Below are 16,484 nucleotides of genomic sequence, written 5' to 3'. Positions count from 1 at the left end.
TGCCGCACGGGCGGGCGTTCCGGTGCAGACGCTCATCGTGGAGGCCGGCTCGCCGTTTCTCGCGAAGGGATGGCATATCCTGCGCAAGCCGGTGCTGCCGCTGACCTACCGGGTGCGGATCGGCCGCTGCTTTGCGCCGCCGCAAGCGAATCCGGACGCGGTGCGCAGCTTTGTCGCGCAGTTGCACGCGTATTACGAGGCCGAACTCGCGAACGATTCGCCCGCGGGCTGATCGATGCCGCGCACCCCCGCACGCTCATGCCGATGACCCTTGCCTCGACCACGCATCTCGTCCTGATCCCGAGCTACAACCCGGGAGAGAAGGTCTACGACACGGTGCGGCGCGCGCGCGAGCAGTGGAATCCCGTCTGGATCGTCGTGGACGGGAGCACCGACGGCAGCGCCGCGCGCCTTCAGGCCATGGCCGAGCAGGACCCGGGCTTGCGGGTCATCGTCTTGCCGCGCAACGGGGGCAAGGGCGCCGCTGTGCTCGCCGGGCTCGACGCAGCCGCCGCACAAGGCTTTACGCACGTGCTCACGATGGATTCGGACGGGCAGCATCCGGCGGAGCTGATCGGCCGCTTCATGGCTGCCTCGACGGCGCGCCCCGAATGTATGGTGCTCGGGCGGCCGTTGTTCGACGAAACCGCGCCGCGTATCCGCGTGCTCGGCCGCCAACTCTCGAATTTCTGGGCGAACGTCGAAACGCTGTGGGTCGGCGTCGGCGATTCGCTTTATGGGTTTCGCGTTTATCCCGTCGCACCGCTGCGCGCGTTGATGCACGCCCAGCGCTGGATGCGGCGCTTCGATTTCGATCCCGAGGCGGCGGTGCGGCTTTGCTGGCGCGGCGTCGCACCGATCAACATCGACGCGCCCGTGCGCTATTTCAAGCGCGAGGAAGGTGGCGTCTCGCACTTTCATTATTGCCGCGATAACGCGCTGCTGAGCTGGATGCACGCGCGCTTGCTCGTGGGTTTCGTGCTGCGCTTGCCGCTGCTCGTCGTGCGTCGTTTATTCCGGCTCGGCCGGTAGACTGCGCGCGAGCGCCTTTGTTCGACACGCTGCTCGATCCGGGCAGCGTCGATTTTCAGCTTTACGCCATAGGATGCCGATGGACCGGAAACGAGTAGAGCAGGATGCCGCATCGCGCGGGCTGACCTTTTATCGCCCTGCGGCGTTCTGGCTCGGCGTCATCGCCGTCATCGCCGGTGTGCTCGCGCATTTGCCGATGTATCTGATGGGCCGGCATATCGGCTATCGGCTCGTCGGTATGCCGATGGATGCGACGATGGTGGCCGGCATGGCCGCGATCATCGTAGGCCTCGCCGTCAGTCTGTATGGGTTGGTTCCTCCCGCGGCGGCCGGCGAAGCTCGCGTAGGCTCCAGGATTCGAGTGGCCGCGCTCGACGATGTGCCGCTCGGGCCGGCGCATTACCGCTTGCTGCTCGCAATGGCATTGGCGGTGACCATCGACGTCATGAAGCCGACGGCCCTGGCCTTCGTCATGCCCGGTATGGCGCTGGAATACGGGCTCAAGTCGCCGCTCGTACCGACCGGCACGACTCCGGTCGTCTGGATCGCGCTCGCTTCGGCGACGGGAACCGTATGCGGCTCGTTCCTATGGGGATGGCTGGGCGACAAGATCGGAAGGCGCGCATCGATTCTCTATGCGGGCATAGCATTCATGGGGACGTCGATCTGCGGTGCGATGCCGAGCTTCGGGTGGAATCTCGTCATGTGTTTCATCATGGGATTGGCGGTGGGCGGGATGCTGCCGATTTGCTATGCGCTGCTGGCTGAAACGATCCCCGCTCGCCATCGCGGCTGGGTCATGATCCTGATCGGCGGGGACATCGCGGGCGCTTATGTATTGACGAGTTGGCTGTCCGCCGCATTGGTGCCGCTTTTCAGCTGGCGCATTCTCTGGCTGATCGGACTGCCCACGGGTGCGCTCTTCATTGTGCTCAATCGATGGATGCCGGAGTCTCCGCGGTTCTTGCTTCGTCATGGGCGCGAGCGTGAAGCGCGCACCGTCATGGCGCGCTATGGTGCCGCGATCGTCGAAAGCGAAGCGGTGCCGCCGTCCGCGGCGCGACCGACCGATGCGTGGAGCGAGCTCGTGAGTCCTCGGCTTCGCTCGAGCACTGGCGTCATCGGTTGTCTGGCAATCAGCTCGGGGCTGGTTCTATTCGGTTTCAACCTCTGGATTCCCACGAATTTGCGCATGCTAGGTTTCACGCAGCCGGATGCCCTGCTGCGCAATGCCGCATTGATGGGCTTTCCGCTGACTTTCGTCGTGGCCTGGATGTATGGGTTCTGGAGCAGCAAGAAGACCATCGTCGTGTTGACGTCGTTGACGGCCGCTGCCTTGTTCGGCTTCGCATTGGCCCCGGACTTCGTGGTCCGGCATCGCAGTTTGCTTTATTTGCTGCTGACCGTGCCTATCTGGGGAATCAGCTCCGTCGTGGCGGTGCTCTCGGTCTATAGCGCCGAGATTTATCCGACCGGCGTACGATCGCGCGGAACCGGCTATGCCGCCGGTGCCAGCAAGGCGGGTGGCGTGGCGATCATTGCGTCGACTGCGGCGGGTTTTGCGGCACCCTCGATCGCGAACATCGCGCTGGTGGGGGCCGTTTCGATGACGTTGAGCGCCGTCTTGACGTTCGCCTGTGCTATCGAGACGCGAAAACTACGGCTGGAAGACATCCATCGGACGCAGTCGACGACTGCGGCATAGCGGGCGTCGTTCGTTCCGTCGAGCGCGAGCCCACCGCCGGCCCGGCGGCGCGGCTAACGCACCAGCGACACGACGTTCGAGAACGGCTTGTCGGGTGCGGCGCCGAACGCGTACTGCGAGCGACCGGCCCGCTTCGCGCGGTACATCGCGCTGTCGGCAACATCGAGCAACTCGAGGCCCGTGCTCGCGCGATCGGGGATGGTCGTGATCCCGATGCTCACACCGATCGCGAACCGGCCCCCGTACTCGCGTTCTCCGGTCGCGCTCACGCATGCGATCAGCCGTTGCGCGAGCGCCCTGAGCTGCGCGTCATCCGCATTGCGCCGCGTGAGCACGACGAACTCGTCGCCGCCCACGCGCGCCAGCAGATCGTCCTCGTCGATCGTCGCGCGCAACGCACGCGCGAGTTCGCAGAGCAACGCATCGCCCGCGGCATGACCGAGCGTATCGTTCACCGGTTTGAAACCGTCGATATCGAGATAGAGCAGGGTAGCCCTCACGCCTTCCTGGGCGCACTCGATCGTCAACGCATCGAGCGCGTTCAGCAAATGGCGGCGGTTCGGCAAGTCGGTCAGAGCATCGTGCGTGGCCTGTTCAGTCAGCAAGATCGAAGCATCGCGCGCACTCGCGAACGCACGACGCTGCACGAAAGCCGCATAGCCGATGAGGCCGCATACCAGTGCCGCAATCGCTGCCAGCGCCGCGCTTTCGAAGATCACGCGGGTATGCGCATCACGTGTCGCCAAGCTGCGGCGGTATCTCCACCGGTCCAGCAAGATATCGAGATCGCGGCGCAGTGCATCCATGATGCCTTTGCCTTCATCGGTCCGGACGAAGGCGAGTGCGGCTTCGCGATTGCCGGATTGAGCCAGACCGATCGTGCGTGCGAGCTCCATGACTTTTTCCGACCTGGCACGCTCGATCTTGCGGACGAGGTCGACCGAATCCGGGTCCGCGGCTACGGCTTGACGCAGTTTGGGCATCGTGTCGTCGAGGTCGTCCACGCCCTGGCGGTACGGTTCGAGATAAGCGCTGCCGCCTGTGAGCAGGTAGCCGCGCTGGCCCGTCTCCGCGTTTTCGAGGTCGTGCAATACCTGGTTGCCGGCCAGTAGCACGGCGAACGCTTCTTCATCGTTCGCGTTGTCTTCGACGATGAGGCGCGCCTCGTAGATGAACAGCGCCGCTGCCGCGACCAGGCCCGCCACGAGAAAAACGTAGAGTCCGAGAAACCGGTCGCGGTCCGCTTCCGCGGACCGGAGCATGCGTCGATGCAACTCGCCTCCTCGTACCACCGTTTCGTCTGATGTGCGCAAGACGCGCGTTTCGCCCTGCCCATGCTTGCCGGCCGGCGTGTCCTCTCGGCAGCCGGTCGTTGCGCGGCATGCTTACGTCACCTATAACGGTCGCGCGGGCGTCGACTTTAGGTCTGCGATGCAAAATCCGGCCGTCCGCGGCCATTCGTTCGTGAACGGTCACGTGGAGGCAGGCATCGGGTGGGTATGGGTGGGCATCGGCGCGCAAGCGAGCGGACGCACGCGAGTTCACAGCACGACAGGGCCGCTCGGTAGTTCTTCGCGCGACGCTCCGCGAGCGGGAAAGTGCTTGTTGAGCAGTTCCGTTACCTGCTCGACGCCGCGGATCACGCCGCTCTGATACCTTCCGTGGCGGAAATCCGTTTCCATGACTCGGCAGATGGCTTCCCATTCATCGTCACCGACCTTCGCATGGATACCCCGGTCGGCGATGATCTCCACGTCGCGATCGGCAAGCAGCAGATAGATCAGGACGCCGTTGTTGTGCTCCGTGTCCCAGATTCTCAGTTCGGAAAAGACATCGATTGCACGCTCGCGGGCCGTCAATCCCTTGATCAGCGCAGCACCGTGCAATGCACCTTCGACGGCGAACCTGACTTGGCCGATGTGCGCTCGATGACTTTCCCGCACGGCCTTGTCGATGGCATGCAAGGACCGCCTGGGAAAGGCCCTTCGCACGCGCCAGCGAGTCATCGACAGGTGTTTCAAGAGTCGTCCGATATCCATGGCTACCACCTGCCCGATGCGCCGCCGCCACCGAAGCCGCCACCGCCGCCGCCCCTGAAGATGTCTCGATTCGAACGGTCTCCGAATCCGCCGCGCCCTCCGCCGAGAGGCCCGCCGCCGGCGTGCATGATCGTCGCACTGCCGAGCAGCGTAAGCACGAGCGCAACCGCACCAGCGGCGATGGCGAGCAATACCGCGCCGGACATCAACCACGCGATGAAACCGATGGCGCCGCCGGCAACGAGCGCTCCGGGCAGCCTGCCCAATACCGCGCGCAGTACGCCACCGCCGACTACGATGAGGACAAACAGTAGCGGCAGCAACGCCCCGATGCCGTTGGAGCCGCGATGCCGTTCGCTCGGCGGCGGCAACGGCTCCCCGCTGACGACGCGCATCATGGCTTCGATGCCTGCCGAAACGCCGCCGTAGAAATCGCCTTCCCTGAATCTCGGGACGATGATCTCATCGATGATGCGATGGCTTGCCGCATCGGTTAGCGCGCCCTCCAGCCCGTATCCGACCTCGATGCGCAACGAGCGGTCGTTTTTAGCGACGATGAGCAATGCGCCATCGTCGACGTTCTTTCGCCCCAGCTTCCACTGCTCGGCGACGCGTATCGAATACTGCTCGATGGTCTCGGGCGCGGTCGTCGGCACGATGACGACGGCGATTTGAGCGCCCTTTTTTGCTTCGAAATCCGCGAGCGTTTGCTCCAGCGTGACTTTTTGCTCGCCCGTGAGTGTGCCGGTTTCATCGGTAACCCGAGCGTTCAGGCTCGGCACGGGTACCTCGGCTCGAACGCCTGTGCCGCCGAAGGCGAACAATGCGATGAATAGCGCGAGTGCCGCACGTCCAACCTTCACTTGGACGCTCCCCCTGCCGATGCCGGCGTCGCATCGAAGTCCACACGCGGCGGTCGCGAGAGCTCTGCTTCGTTGGCAACGGAGAAGTTCGGCTTTTCCTGATAGCCGAACGCTTTTGCCGTCAGGTTGGCGGGGAACGACCGGACGGTCGTGTTGTACGCCTGAACCGAACGAATGTACCGGTTTCTTGCGACCGTTATGCGATTCTCCGTTCCCTCGAGCTGCGCCTGCAAGTCCCGAAAGTTCGCATCCGATTTCAACTGAGGGTAGTTCTCGGAGACCACCAGCAGCCTCGACAAGGACGAAGTGAGCTGCCCCTGTGCGGCCTCGAACTTCGCAAACGCCTGGGGATCGGAAAGCAGCTCCGGCGTCGCATGGATCGAGCCGACTTGCGCCCGCGCTTGCGTCACGCTGACGAGCACGCTCTTTTCCTGGCTCGCATAGCCTTTTACCGTATTGACGAGATTCGGTACGAGGTCGGCGCGGCGCTGATATTGGTTCAGCACCTCCGACCAGCTCGCCTTGACCTGCTCGTCCTCCGTCTGGATGGTGTTGTAGCCGCATCCGGACAGTCCGAGCACGATCGTCAGAAGCAATGAACCCCAAAGCGCGCGTGTTTTCATACACCGATTCCGAAGCAGGGCCAGCGTGTTCGGACGACGTCATGCGCTGCGGCGAGCTGCCCGCCGTCAGGCCCGAATGTAGCCAGCATGAGCACGACAGTACGCCGCCCGCGCTCGGCGCATTTGATGCAGGTCAACGCGCACTACCGGCTGCTGGCGAAAAATGGCTTCATGCCGATGTTAAGAATCCGGTAAGGAAGCGGCCCGAACATGCAAAGCATCGACTGGAGAAATCGCGATGCTTACGTCCGGGCGCCTGCGCGCACTTCGTTCCTTGTATGTCTTCGGCTTGATGGTGAGCGTTGCCGGCTTGCCGGCATATGCGCAATCGCCCGCGCAAATCCTGTACGGCTACGCCGCCCAGTCGGGCAGTGCACCGGTACCGTCGCGCGGTCAGCAGTTCTTCACCACGCGGCATGGACGTGAGTGGGCCTGCGCGACTTGCCACGGCGTCACGCCGACTGGCAATGGGCAGCACGCAGCCACCGGCAAAGCGATCGCACCGCTTGCTCCGGCGTTCAATCCGGAGCGTTTCAGGGACTCGGCGAAGACGGAAAAGTGGTTTCGCCGCAATTGCGCAGACGTGGTTGGGCGCGAGTGCACGGCCTCGGAGAAGGCGGACATTCTGAGCTGGCTGATCACGCTCAAGCCTTAGTGCAAACGAGCGTCCCCCACATCGACTACTTCGCGAGGAGCAAAGCGTGAGCGTCCGAATCGCCTCCGTTGCAACCCGAGCCTGGGCCGCACTCGTTTCGACGGCGCTCATGACTGCCGCATTCGCCGAGGATGGGCCGCAGGTGAAGTCCGTGACACCGTTGCCGGCGTATCGGCAGGAATGCGCGGCCTGTCATGTCGCCTATCCGCCCGGCATGCTGCCGGCCGATTCGTGGCGGCACATCCTGAACAACCTCGATCGCCACTTCGGCACGAACGCCTCGCTGGATCCGGCTTCCGTGAAGCAGATCGAGGTCTGGCTCACAGCGCATGCGGCAAATGCGGGACGCACGGCGAGCGCACCGCCCGAGGACCGCATTACGCGTTCGAGATGGTTCATCGCCACGCACGACGAAGTTCCGGCGTCGACGTGGCGACTTCCGGCAGTCAAAAGCGCTTCGAACTGCGCCGCCTGTCATACCCGGGCAGATCAAGGAAACTTCGATGAACGATACATTCGCATCCCGCGTTGACGGGAAGCCCCGCGCGTCCGGCACAGTCCGGATCCTCGTATGGGACGCGCCTGTGCGTGTGTTCCATTGGCTCATGGTGGCCTCGTTTGCGGGCGCCTGGCTGACGGCGGAAAGCGAACGATGGCGTTTGCTTCACGTGACGCTCGGATACACGATGCTGGGCCTGGTCGCGTTTCGGGTCTTCTGGGGGCTGGCGGGCACGCGGTACGCACGATTTGCCGCGTTCGTGCGCGCTCCGGCGGCGATCATGCGATACCTGGCGAGCCTCGTGACGCGCCGTCCGGAGCGATACGTCGGGCATAACCCGGCAGGCGCGATTGCCATCCTGGCGATGCTGCTCATGACCGGCGCGGTTGGTGCGAGCGGTTGGGCCGCGTATACCGGCACGGGCGGCGAGTGGCTCGAAGAGCTTCACGAGGGCATGGCCAACGCGATGCTCGCGCTCGTGATCGCACACGTCGTGGCCGTGGTGGCGAGCAGTCTCCTGCATCGCGAGAACCTCATCGGCGCCATGGTGACAGGGTACAAATCCGGCCGTACCGGCGAGGGCATCGGAAGCGCGCACCGGGTGGTTGCGGCGCTGGTCATCGCAGCCGCACTTGCCTGGTGGTGGACGCAGTGGCACGCCGCGCCGCCGACGCAAGCGACGAATGCGACCGCAGGTCACGCCGCACCGGCGCGCGCCAGTGGCGGCGATAGCGACGGCGACTGAGTTCGACAGCGAGGACACTTCGTGCGCATTCTTCTTGTCGAAGACGACCCGCTGCTGGGGGACGGCATACGAGCCGGTTTGCGGCAGCAAGGCTTCCAGGTGGACTGGGTCCGCGATGGCGAGGCGGCGCAGCGCGAACTGCGTGGCGAGCCGTTCGCCGCCGCGGTACTCGACCTGGGACTGCCGCGCGTGGATGGCCTCGAAGTGTTGCGAACCGTGCGGCTCGCGGGCGTGGAACTGCCTATTCTGGTACTCACCGCGCGTGATGCCGTCCCGGATCGCATACGCGGACTCGACATCGGCGCCGACGACTATGTCGTCAAGCCGATCGACCTGGACGAACTCGGTGCCCGGCTGCGGGCGCTGGTACGCCGCGCGCACGGCAGGCCGCGCGAGCAGCTTCGGGCGCAAGACATCGTACTGGAGCCGGCGTCCCGTACCGCGTACCGCTTGGGCGTGCCGGTCACTTTGACCAACCGCGAGTTCGATCTATTGCACGTGCTGATGCTCAATGCGGGCCGGGTCCTTTCGCGCGAACAGATCGAGCAGCACCTGTATAGCTGGGGACAGGAGGTGGAGAGCAACGCGGTGGAAGTGCATATTCATCGGCTCAGGAGCAAGCTCGGCACCGAGCTGATTCGAACCGTGCGCGGCGTCGGTTACGTGCTGCTGCGCGAACGAGCTGTCGAGCCATGATCGTGCAACTGCCGCGTTCGCTGCAGGGGCGCCTGCTGGTCCTCGTAACCGGAGTGGTCGCCACGGTGTGGCTGATCGCCGCCGTACTGACCTGGCGCGATGCGCGACGCGAAATCGATCGGCTGCTCGACAGCCATCTCGCGCAGGCTGCGGCGTTGCTGGTGATGCAGCAGGCGCAGCCCGTGGACGACGACGAAGCGCTGGACGCGCCGATCTTGCATCCGTATGCGCCGAAGGTCGCGTTCCAGGTTTTCCACGAGGGGCGATTGGGCATGCATTCCGCCAATGCGCCCGCGCAGCCCATGGTGCCGCGGCAGCGTAAGCAGAAGCAGGGTTTTGCGACCGTGCAGATCGATGGCGCGGCATGGCGGGTATTTGCCGCATCGGGGGTGGAGCGCGATGTGGATGTCTACGTGGGCGAGCGGATCGACTCGCGCACGTCGATCCTGCTGGCCGTCATGCGCAGCGCCTTTTGGCCGATGGCGGGCGCGTTGCCGGTGCTCGCGCTCGTGACGTGGTGGGCAGTGCGGCGCGGCGCTGCGCCGCTGCGCGAACTCGGGCGGGTGCTGGCACGACGCGATCCTCGCGCAATGGATCCGGTCCGGATGGAACGCGTACCCCAGGAAATGCAGCCGATGCTCGACGCACTCAATCGTCTGTTCGATCGCATCGGGGCCGTGCTCGATGCCGAGCGCCGGTTCACCGCCGATGCGGCGCACGAACTGCGCACGCCGATCGCCGCCATCAAGGCACAGGCGCAGGTCGCGATGGCGGAAGACGATGCCGGGCTGCGCAAACACGCGCTGAACGGCGTGCTCGAAGGGTGTCGCCGCGCGGTGCACCTGGTCGACCAGCTTTTGATGCTTTCCCGCTTGGAAGCAGGAGCTGCGGCACCCAGCGCTTCGGTGGATCTCGGTGCGCTCGCGAAGCGGGTGATCGCTGAAATCGCGCCTCAGTCGCTTGCGAAGCGGCAGCAATTGGAACTGGATGCGCCGCAAACGTATGTCGTATCCGGCAACGAGATGCTGCTTGCATCGCTGGTCCGCAATCTCGTCGACAACGCCGTGCGCTACAGCCCGGCAGGCGCGCGCATCGCGGTATCGCTGTCCCGCCGCCTGGGCGGCGTCGCGCTGACCATCGAGGACAGTGGACCGGGTCTCTCAGACGACGAGCTGCACCGGCTCGGCGAGCGGTTTTTCAGAGGGCGCACGGACGGGCAAAGCGGAAGCGGCCTCGGATGGTCAATCGTTCAGCGCATCGCGAGCGTGCACGGCGCCACCATCGACGCGGACAAATCGCACTCGTTGGGCGGTTTGCGCGTGTCGGTGTTCCTTTCGCGGCCGTGTTAGTGCCGCTGCCATCCCTTCATCCGATGCAAAACTCGTCGCGCCGCGGTCATCGACGCCACGCCCCGGCCGACGCGCCGCGCGGTTGCCACCAGAACCGGCCGGTGCTCAGGTTCGGATCGTTGATCGCGAGGTAGGTCGTGCTCCAGAGTTGGGCCGCATTGGCTTCCGTCGCGTCGGCGGCATGCGTGCCGAAGGCTTCGGGCTGATAGCCACCGTTCAGATAGGACCAGGTCCACATCTCCGAGGCTCGCATGGAAGCGGCGTTGGAGATGACCTGCCAGACGCGCAGCCGGGCGCTCGAGAGCAAGGTGCGCGTATCGGCCGACAGGTCCTGGCGCGCGAGCTGCCGATCGAGACCGGCCACCCACATGGCTTGCTGCCAGGACCAGACGACAGTGCCGTGGTACGCCGCGTTCGTAAAGCGCGACCAGAGCGACGAGTTCGCATACGCGGGGTTGGCGATCAGCAAACCGGCATCGGTGACGAGCCCGGTAGGGAACGGCTGAACGGCGGCGGATACGATGCGTTGCAACGTGTCTTCCGACGGCGTGCCGAACAGCAGCGCGAAGCCGCCATCGGAGTTCATGATCGGGATCGGGTTGCCCTGCTCGTCGAGCGAGACGGCGTAGAACGACAGCGTCGAAGTGGGCAAGGTGCCGGTCGGCACGCCGGCTTGCGCAGCATAAGCCGGCAGTTGCGCTGCCGCTTGCGCGGGCGTGACATTCACCTGAAAGAACGGCGGCGCGGCCGATTCCCAGACCGACGCCTGCTGCGCGGCATCGGCAAGCGCGGCGCGCGCATCGCCCGAGAGGTACGGGTCGAGCAACCCGCTATCGACGAAGCGGCTCGCCGCGCGAAGCGCGGCCGGAACGAGCACGGCGTTGACATCGTAGGGATAGACGCCGCCGCCCAGGCCGTCGGTGCTGTCGCGCCAGTTGCCGACGATCTGCCCGGCGCGCAGATGGATCAGGTTCGATGCGGTGCTTTGCTGCGTGAACGCCCGCGCGGTGTTTGCGACGCGCAGCAGGTTGGTCACGAAACGGCTGCCGTTCGTTTGTCCGTTGCTTTCGGTCTGGGCGAGGTAAGCCGCCGCCCGCGCGGCGCCGCGTGGATCGTCGATGAGCCATGCCGCCATGATCGGCGCGAGCATGTAGTCCCCGTCGATCATCTTGTAGTCGTAGCTCGGTGTGGCATCGCTGGAACGGCCATTCTTGCGATTGTCGATGACGGCAAACTCGCCGATTCCCTCCTCGTGCGCCACCATACCGTCCGCCGAAAGACGGCTCAGCACGGAAGTGAGACCTGCTTCGATCGCCGTGGGCTGCAGAACAGGCATCAACATGCGCACCGAGATCAGCGTGTCGCGGCCGAAGTAGGTGTCGTACTGCCACGAGCCTGCGAGCAGCTTGTCCTGATAGCTCAGGAACTCGACGACGTTCTGGCTCTGCGTATCGGGATTCACCGCATTATTGAAAAGGCTCGCATGGGTAATCGGTGTAAGCGGTGTTTCGCCCGTGAGCGCTTGAATCTGCAAATGAAGCGCGGTGCTTCCATTCGCAGCCTGCAGCACGAGCGCACCACTCGCGTTCGTCGAAACCGTGCCGCCGGTCACCGTCACGGTGAGCGCATAGCCGGGCGCGCCGTCGGCCCGCGGCCGCTGCCAGCGAATCGTGTTGTTCTGCACGAACGGCGGCGTCACGATCTCGGGCGGCACCGAGTTACCGCCATTGAAGTCGCGCAGAAAGCGCACCGAACTCAGCAGCGCCTGCCGGATCGAGAGCGTTGTCGTGTCGACCGAGACGTTCGCCGTGATGCCCTGGAGCGTGCGACCGAGCAGATCGTGGCCGACACTCGGCGCGATGGGCGTATCGAGGCTCCAGTTGACCGGTCGAGCCGTGTCGTCGAACCAGAGCCCGGTGCCGCTGTTGCCGGCCGGAAACACCACGAGCAGTCGTGGCCGCGCCGACGAGCGCATCAACAAATGCGCGGCCACGCTGCCTTCGCGGTAAAACGCGTTGAGTTGGCCGCCCGCGTTCATCTGGAATGCGAGTGCCGCGGTACTACCCGGCTGTGAGGCGCTGTCGCTGCTGCCGCCCGAGCAGCCCGCCATCAGGACCGCCAGCAACATGAGCCAACCGGCTAGATGAGCTCGAATCGTCCTCGCATTCACGAGCGCCTCCTTTTATTTTTTGTTGATCGAATTCGATGTTGTCGGCCCTGCTCGTAGCAAATGCGGTGCCGTGCAGTACAAAGAAGGCAGTCAATGGCGCGGAATAATGCATTGAGAGCAACTTGCAGAAAGAAAAATCCTTGGCATATCGAGAGAGAAACTTCAAGCGGATGTAGATATTTCATGATTTCGAGCCCGCGTCCGATTTTTTAATGCGTTATGGGTTCGGTGACGGGCATCGAAATAGAGTAGACCGCGTTTCCGGACGGGTGGGCGATAGGCACTGCGCCGCAGCCGTTGGACTCACTTTCTCCCATTCATTCGAACACTCACGAACGTCATGAAATTTCCTCCTCTTGCCACGCATTTGGTCTCGCTTCCAGACGGGAAGCCGCAAAACAACGCCCTCGGATTCTGCACGAGCACTTCGCGAAACCCGGATGCGATCGCCACGCTGACGCCATTCGGAACAGGATGGGCGAAGCGTGTATGGCAAGGAACGAAGGTCGTCGTCAAATGGCTGCAGCTTCCTGGGCAGCCCGAGTTCCTCCATGTTCTCGACGGTGAAACGTCGACGACGATGAGGCTGCCGCGGCGTTTGAAGCAACGTGAATCGCTTGAACTGGTGACAGTGGCGACGCCGTTTGCCGAGCATTCCCCGGCGGATACGCTGCTTTACTATGGGACGACATCGATATTTGCGGCCAATTTCGTCAGCATTACCCCGCTGGGCGAATGGCGATATGCGCTGCCGGCGGGCTCCGGGGTGAACGTTTCGAATTTGAGCGATCCAAAGAATCCGATAAAGAGCGGCGTATTCGCGACGCAATCGGCGGTCATTGCGCGTTCCCGCGATAGCTTGAGGTTCTTGAAGGACACGCCGGGCGGGGCGTGAAGGCGAGGTGGACGCTTATAGCGTCGACGCAGTCGGTCCGCTACTGGAAGTTCAGTTAGGTTTCGCGCGCGACGTTTCCTATAAGGTTCCTTCAACGGTTCGAGCTTGAAGGACCTTCGGGAGAAGTCGATGAGTGAAATCGTCAACGTGCTGGCGCTCGTCTGCGCCGAAGACGTGCTGGCAAAGTACGGACCGAATGACGGGGAAGGGGATCCCGTCGTACTCGGGGAGGACTATGGCGGCTTGATTGTCGCCGCCGCATACGGGGGCGGCCAAGCGCGATTCGACCTTGCTATAACGGCCCCTCGCGGCACGAGCGCTGCCCCGACGCTGGTTCGCTGGAGGGCGTGCACGCTTTCGATGGACGCCGCATATCAGTGCGAGATCGAAAAGCTCACGATTAGCGCGCAAGCGGATTGCCTGCAAGCTGCGACGTCCCAGAACAAGTCGTTTGATCTGTGCCTGGCGGATGTGGAGGCGCCGCAGGACCCGAGCAAGCTCACGACGCAGTCTGTGATCGATCGATACTGGGAGTCGCAAATCAACAGCGCCGGTACGGCGTCCTATCTCGTCGACATCAAGATCACCGATCACAAGGGAACTGTGCAGGGTCATTACAGAATCGGTTCGTCGGCAACCGGGCAGCCCACCGTGCGCATTTCGTGAGTAGCCGTCGGCGACATTTGCAAGCAGGAGGCATCCAATGTCAATCATCAACATATCGGTCGTCGTCGATGCAAATTATGTGGTTCAGCACTATGGGACCAACAATGCGTGGCAGAATCCGCCCGCGTTCTATCACGAGAACATCTACTTGACGGTAAGAGGAAGCGCGGCTGTACAGCAGAATGCATCGGGCTGGCTCGTCATGCAGGCCAAGGAAGAAGGCGAGACGGACGTCGACGTCCTTCGGTGGCGCATGCAGGAAATCTCGCTCGGTGCGGACAGCCAGTGCTTCATTACGAAGTTCAACATCCAGGCCGGCGCGAGTCTGATCACTGCTCCGAAGCAGCGGCGACTCGGTTCAGGCGCGAACAGCCGCCCGGACTGTTTGTGGGAATCCACGGTCTTGACCCGCGGGCACGTCCAATACAACCTCGAGTTCATGGTCGTCGATCGGCAGGGGCACGTTCAGGGCTATTACACCTACGATCCAGCAATCGAGATATCGCAGTGACGCGCCGCGGCGGTCCGTGAATGATAGAAGATCGTGAACTATGTGACTGCATGCAACGGTGACCGACGGATAGGCCGCTGCTCCATATAGGAAAGCCGTACGACCGCTGTGCATGCTGTTGCTTCCCGAAACAACCGGTAACGTCCGGGTCGAAGCGTCTCCATAGAATTCACTCACCGCAACTTGTTTTGGAGAATTCGGATGAAGACGAAGCGATGGACTCTGTTGGCTGCAACCGGTGTAACCGTTCTTGCATCGTCGATGGCATTCGCGGCAGGCAGCGATACGGGCAGTACCGTGGGCGCGGGTTCGCTCGGCGCCAAGAGCACCACGAGCGCCACCGTTGGCACCGATACGAGCGGTACAGGTGGCACGACGACGGGGGCCAATGCCGGGGCTGGCGCTGGCGTGAATGCCGGCTCGAATCTGGGTGCGACGACGCCGCCCGCCCCCGGTACGACGGGAGCCGGCACCAGTGCCGGTGGCATGTCGTCGAGCCATATGAGCACCGAAGGGGCGGCCAACACCAATGGCCCGACTGCCACCGATCCCGACAAGGGTACGGCTCGCGCCGAGGACCGCTCCAATACGGACGTGACGGGTAAAGCGAAGACGCATACGCGTACGTCGATGAAGCATCACAAGGTCGCCAAACCGTCGACGACGGACTCCAGCGGTTCGTAATCGTTTTTTGCCGGCAATCAGGCGATCCGATCAATGCCGTTGCCGGCAATGAGTGATGCGACCCGGCGGATGAGTGGGACTGCTTATTCGCCGGGTCTCGATCGATTGCAGTTCGATGCCGAGCCAGCCGTCGATGAACCTGGGCGGCATCTTCGATCGGTGACGGTCAAACCGGCCGATGGGTCTGCTGCCAGTCGGCCGAGTCCGTGTCCTCGGGCCCATCTATCCCGAGCTCCTTGACTCTTTCGGCCAGGTAAAACTGGTGCATCGGCTCGTCGGCCAAGCGATGCAACGCGTCCAGCCCTGAACTCCCCTCTTGGGCCGCAACGCGTGCCACCAGTTCATGGGTGTTGCCCGCCAACGTATTTCGTTTTTTGAGCGTGGGCCAAATTTCGACGACCTTGGCTAATGTCTCCTCCGAACCACTCATGGCTGCTATTTGGGCGCTGGTAAACCCGAGCCCCGCGAGCTGCTTTTTAGCATCGATGGGATTGCCGCGCGATGCCGCACTATCGGGGCGCTGGGCAGCGGCCGGTGCGTTTGCATTTGCCGGCACTTGTCCGGAAAGCCGCGCGAGCACCGATGAGGCCCCGCCGGGCGACGGCGAGACGGAGCGAGGCGCGGACGCCGACGGTCCGCCGGCGAGCCGCTGCAGCGCCGGTTGCCCCGACTGTCGAGTGGCCTGAGGCCCCTGCGCGGGTTTCGGATCTGCGGTGGTATCGCCCGCTTCAGGAACGACTCCACGTTGAGCCGGGTTGAGAGGATTTACGCCATCCATGATTCCAGATTCCTGCACCGATAGCGGATGAAAGCGACGATTCCAATGTAGCCCGCGTCAGCACCGCTTTCGAAAGGGAATGCGAAGCGAGGGCACCAAATACGCACGCACGCCAGAGGCAAACGGACGGCACGGGACGCCTGTATGCACCGCTTTGCACCACGACGATGCCAGGAATTAGCTGATCGGCCAACGATGTATGCGGCTGCTTACCGGTGTTCGTGTCACGCGTGTGACCGCTGTTGCCGAGGCTCGCATTACGCGCCGAATTGGCCACAAAACCCTGTTGCAAAAAGGCATCGTATTGCGCAGTCCGGTAGGAACTGGCATATTGGCGCATGAATGTTGCAATTCTTGCCGGTTTTTGATAGGCAATTCGGGAACTGCGGCGGTCGCAGCTTCGAGCGGCAACCGCTCGCCAGCCTTTGCCACACAAGGGTTGCGGGACCGTCGAATTGACGCGCGGCGTTAAAAAGCATTCGTAAATGCGCCATGCAAAGCGCGCATAAATCATTGCCAAGAAGCGCGGCTCTTACCGCGCGACTCATGTGCGTGTCACTTGAGTGCTTGTTCA

At 63.4% G+C, this 16,484-nt stretch carries 18 protein-coding genes and 1 pseudogene; 12 read left to right on the top strand and 7 right to left on the bottom strand.

Annotation, left to right across the window (positions count from 1 at the left end; all coding sequences use genetic code 11):
• The 3 genes and pseudogenes from ACO1XS_RS07095 to ACO1XS_RS07085 all read left to right on the top strand — a co-directional run.
• Window positions 1-232, top strand: a pseudogene (locus ACO1XS_RS07095) (1-acyl-sn-glycerol-3-phosphate acyltransferase); the annotation flags it as partial.
• A 26-nt stretch (window positions 233-258) separates the two neighbouring features.
• Entirely contained in the window at window positions 259-1,032 is a 774-nt protein-coding gene (locus tag ACO1XS_RS07090; RefSeq protein ID WP_486390316.1) for a glycosyltransferase family 2 protein, read from the top strand.
• A gap of 79 nt (window positions 1,033-1,111) precedes the next feature.
• Window positions 1,112-2,737, top strand: a complete 1,626-nt coding sequence (locus ACO1XS_RS07085) for an MFS transporter (RefSeq protein ID WP_486390315.1) — start codon at window positions 1,112-1,114, stop codon at window positions 2,735-2,737.
• A 53-nt stretch (window positions 2,738-2,790) separates the two neighbouring features.
• Here ACO1XS_RS07085 and ACO1XS_RS07080 read toward each other — a convergent pair whose 3' ends face one another.
• The 4 genes from ACO1XS_RS07080 to ACO1XS_RS07065 all read right to left on the bottom strand — a co-directional run bounded on the left by ACO1XS_RS07080 (window position 2,791) and on the right by ACO1XS_RS07065 (window position 6,262).
• A complete protein-coding gene (locus ACO1XS_RS07080; RefSeq protein ID WP_331570177.1) occupies window positions 2,791-3,999 on the bottom strand; it encodes a diguanylate cyclase in 1,209 nt (402 codons plus the stop codon).
• A gap of 279 nt (window positions 4,000-4,278) precedes the next feature.
• Complete coding sequence (locus tag ACO1XS_RS07075; protein WP_486390314.1) at window positions 4,279-4,776, bottom strand: TPM domain-containing protein; 498 nt, start codon at window positions 4,774-4,776, stop codon at window positions 4,279-4,281.
• A 2-nt stretch (window positions 4,777-4,778) separates the two neighbouring features.
• A complete protein-coding gene (locus tag ACO1XS_RS07070; protein ID WP_486390313.1) occupies window positions 4,779-5,639 on the bottom strand; it encodes a TPM domain-containing protein in 861 nt (286 codons plus the stop codon).
• Complete coding sequence (locus tag ACO1XS_RS07065) at window positions 5,636-6,262, bottom strand: LemA family protein (protein ID WP_331570173.1); 627 nt, start codon at window positions 6,260-6,262, stop codon at window positions 5,636-5,638. The genes ACO1XS_RS07070 and ACO1XS_RS07065 overlap by 4 nt, the downstream gene beginning before the upstream one ends.
• A 292-nt stretch (window positions 6,263-6,554) precedes the next feature.
• Between ACO1XS_RS07065 and ACO1XS_RS07060 the strand changes: the two genes are divergently transcribed.
• The 5 genes from ACO1XS_RS07060 (at window position 6,555) to ACO1XS_RS07040 (ending at window position 10,206) form a co-directional block, all read left to right on the top strand.
• On the top strand, window positions 6,555-6,917 hold the full coding sequence (locus tag ACO1XS_RS07060) for a DUF1924 domain-containing protein (RefSeq protein WP_440563541.1): 363 nt from the start codon (window positions 6,555-6,557) through the stop codon (window positions 6,915-6,917).
• A gap of 109 nt (window positions 6,918-7,026) precedes the next feature.
• On the top strand, window positions 7,027-7,449 hold the full coding sequence (locus ACO1XS_RS07055) for a diheme cytochrome c (RefSeq protein ID WP_486390321.1): 423 nt from the start codon (window positions 7,027-7,029) through the stop codon (window positions 7,447-7,449).
• Window positions 7,421-8,161: a cytochrome b/b6 domain-containing protein gene (locus ACO1XS_RS07050; protein WP_331570171.1), complete on the top strand. Its 741-nt coding sequence runs from the start codon at window positions 7,421-7,423 to the stop codon at window positions 8,159-8,161. The genes ACO1XS_RS07055 and ACO1XS_RS07050 overlap by 29 nt, the downstream gene beginning before the upstream one ends.
• A 21-nt stretch (window positions 8,162-8,182) precedes the next feature.
• Window positions 8,183-8,857: a response regulator gene (locus ACO1XS_RS07045; protein WP_331570169.1), complete on the top strand. Its 675-nt coding sequence runs from the start codon at window positions 8,183-8,185 to the stop codon at window positions 8,855-8,857.
• Between the two features lie 2 nt (window positions 8,858-8,859).
• Complete coding sequence (locus tag ACO1XS_RS07040) at window positions 8,860-10,206, top strand: ATP-binding protein (RefSeq protein WP_486390320.1); 1,347 nt, start codon at window positions 8,860-8,862, stop codon at window positions 10,204-10,206.
• 46 nt (window positions 10,207-10,252) lie between these two features.
• Here the strand turns inward: ACO1XS_RS07040 and ACO1XS_RS07035 are convergent, their stop codons facing one another.
• A complete protein-coding gene (locus tag ACO1XS_RS07035; RefSeq protein WP_486390319.1) occupies window positions 10,253-12,334 on the bottom strand; it encodes a glucosidase family protein in 2,082 nt (693 codons plus the stop codon).
• A gap of 382 nt (window positions 12,335-12,716) precedes the next feature.
• On the opposite strand from ACO1XS_RS07035, the gene ACO1XS_RS07030 reads away from it, so the two are divergent.
• The 4 genes from ACO1XS_RS07030 to ACO1XS_RS07015 all read left to right on the top strand — a co-directional run bounded on the left by ACO1XS_RS07030 (window position 12,717) and on the right by ACO1XS_RS07015 (window position 15,132).
• Window positions 12,717-13,271, top strand: coding sequence for a hypothetical protein (locus ACO1XS_RS07030; protein ID WP_331570167.1), 555 nt, complete (start codon window positions 12,717-12,719; stop codon window positions 13,269-13,271).
• A 129-nt stretch (window positions 13,272-13,400) separates the two neighbouring features.
• The gene (locus tag ACO1XS_RS07025) at window positions 13,401-13,937 is read left to right on the top strand and encodes an AidA/PixA family protein (RefSeq protein WP_486390312.1); all 537 of its coding nucleotides are present in this window, start codon (window positions 13,401-13,403) and stop codon (window positions 13,935-13,937) included.
• 37 nt (window positions 13,938-13,974) lie between these two features.
• On the top strand, window positions 13,975-14,448 hold the full coding sequence (locus tag ACO1XS_RS07020; protein ID WP_486390311.1) for an AidA/PixA family protein: 474 nt from the start codon (window positions 13,975-13,977) through the stop codon (window positions 14,446-14,448).
• Between the two features lie 201 nt (window positions 14,449-14,649).
• Entirely contained in the window at window positions 14,650-15,132 is a 483-nt protein-coding gene (locus tag ACO1XS_RS07015) for a hypothetical protein (RefSeq protein WP_331570163.1), read from the top strand.
• Between the two features lie 166 nt (window positions 15,133-15,298).
• Here the strand turns inward: ACO1XS_RS07015 and ACO1XS_RS07010 are convergent, their stop codons facing one another.
• On the bottom strand, window positions 15,299-15,712 hold the full coding sequence (locus ACO1XS_RS07010; protein ID WP_486390310.1) for a hypothetical protein: 414 nt from the start codon (window positions 15,710-15,712) through the stop codon (window positions 15,299-15,301).
• 148 nt (window positions 15,713-15,860) lie between these two features.
• On the bottom strand, window positions 15,861-16,430 hold the full coding sequence (locus ACO1XS_RS07005) for a hypothetical protein (RefSeq protein WP_486390309.1): 570 nt from the start codon (window positions 16,428-16,430) through the stop codon (window positions 15,861-15,863).
• Between the last annotated feature and the right edge of the window lie 54 nt (window positions 16,431-16,484).

It is taken from the genome of Trinickia sp., from assembly GCF_057351765.1.
Note: the sequence above shows the minus strand (reverse complement) of the source record. Positions and strands in the feature narration are given on the sequence as shown.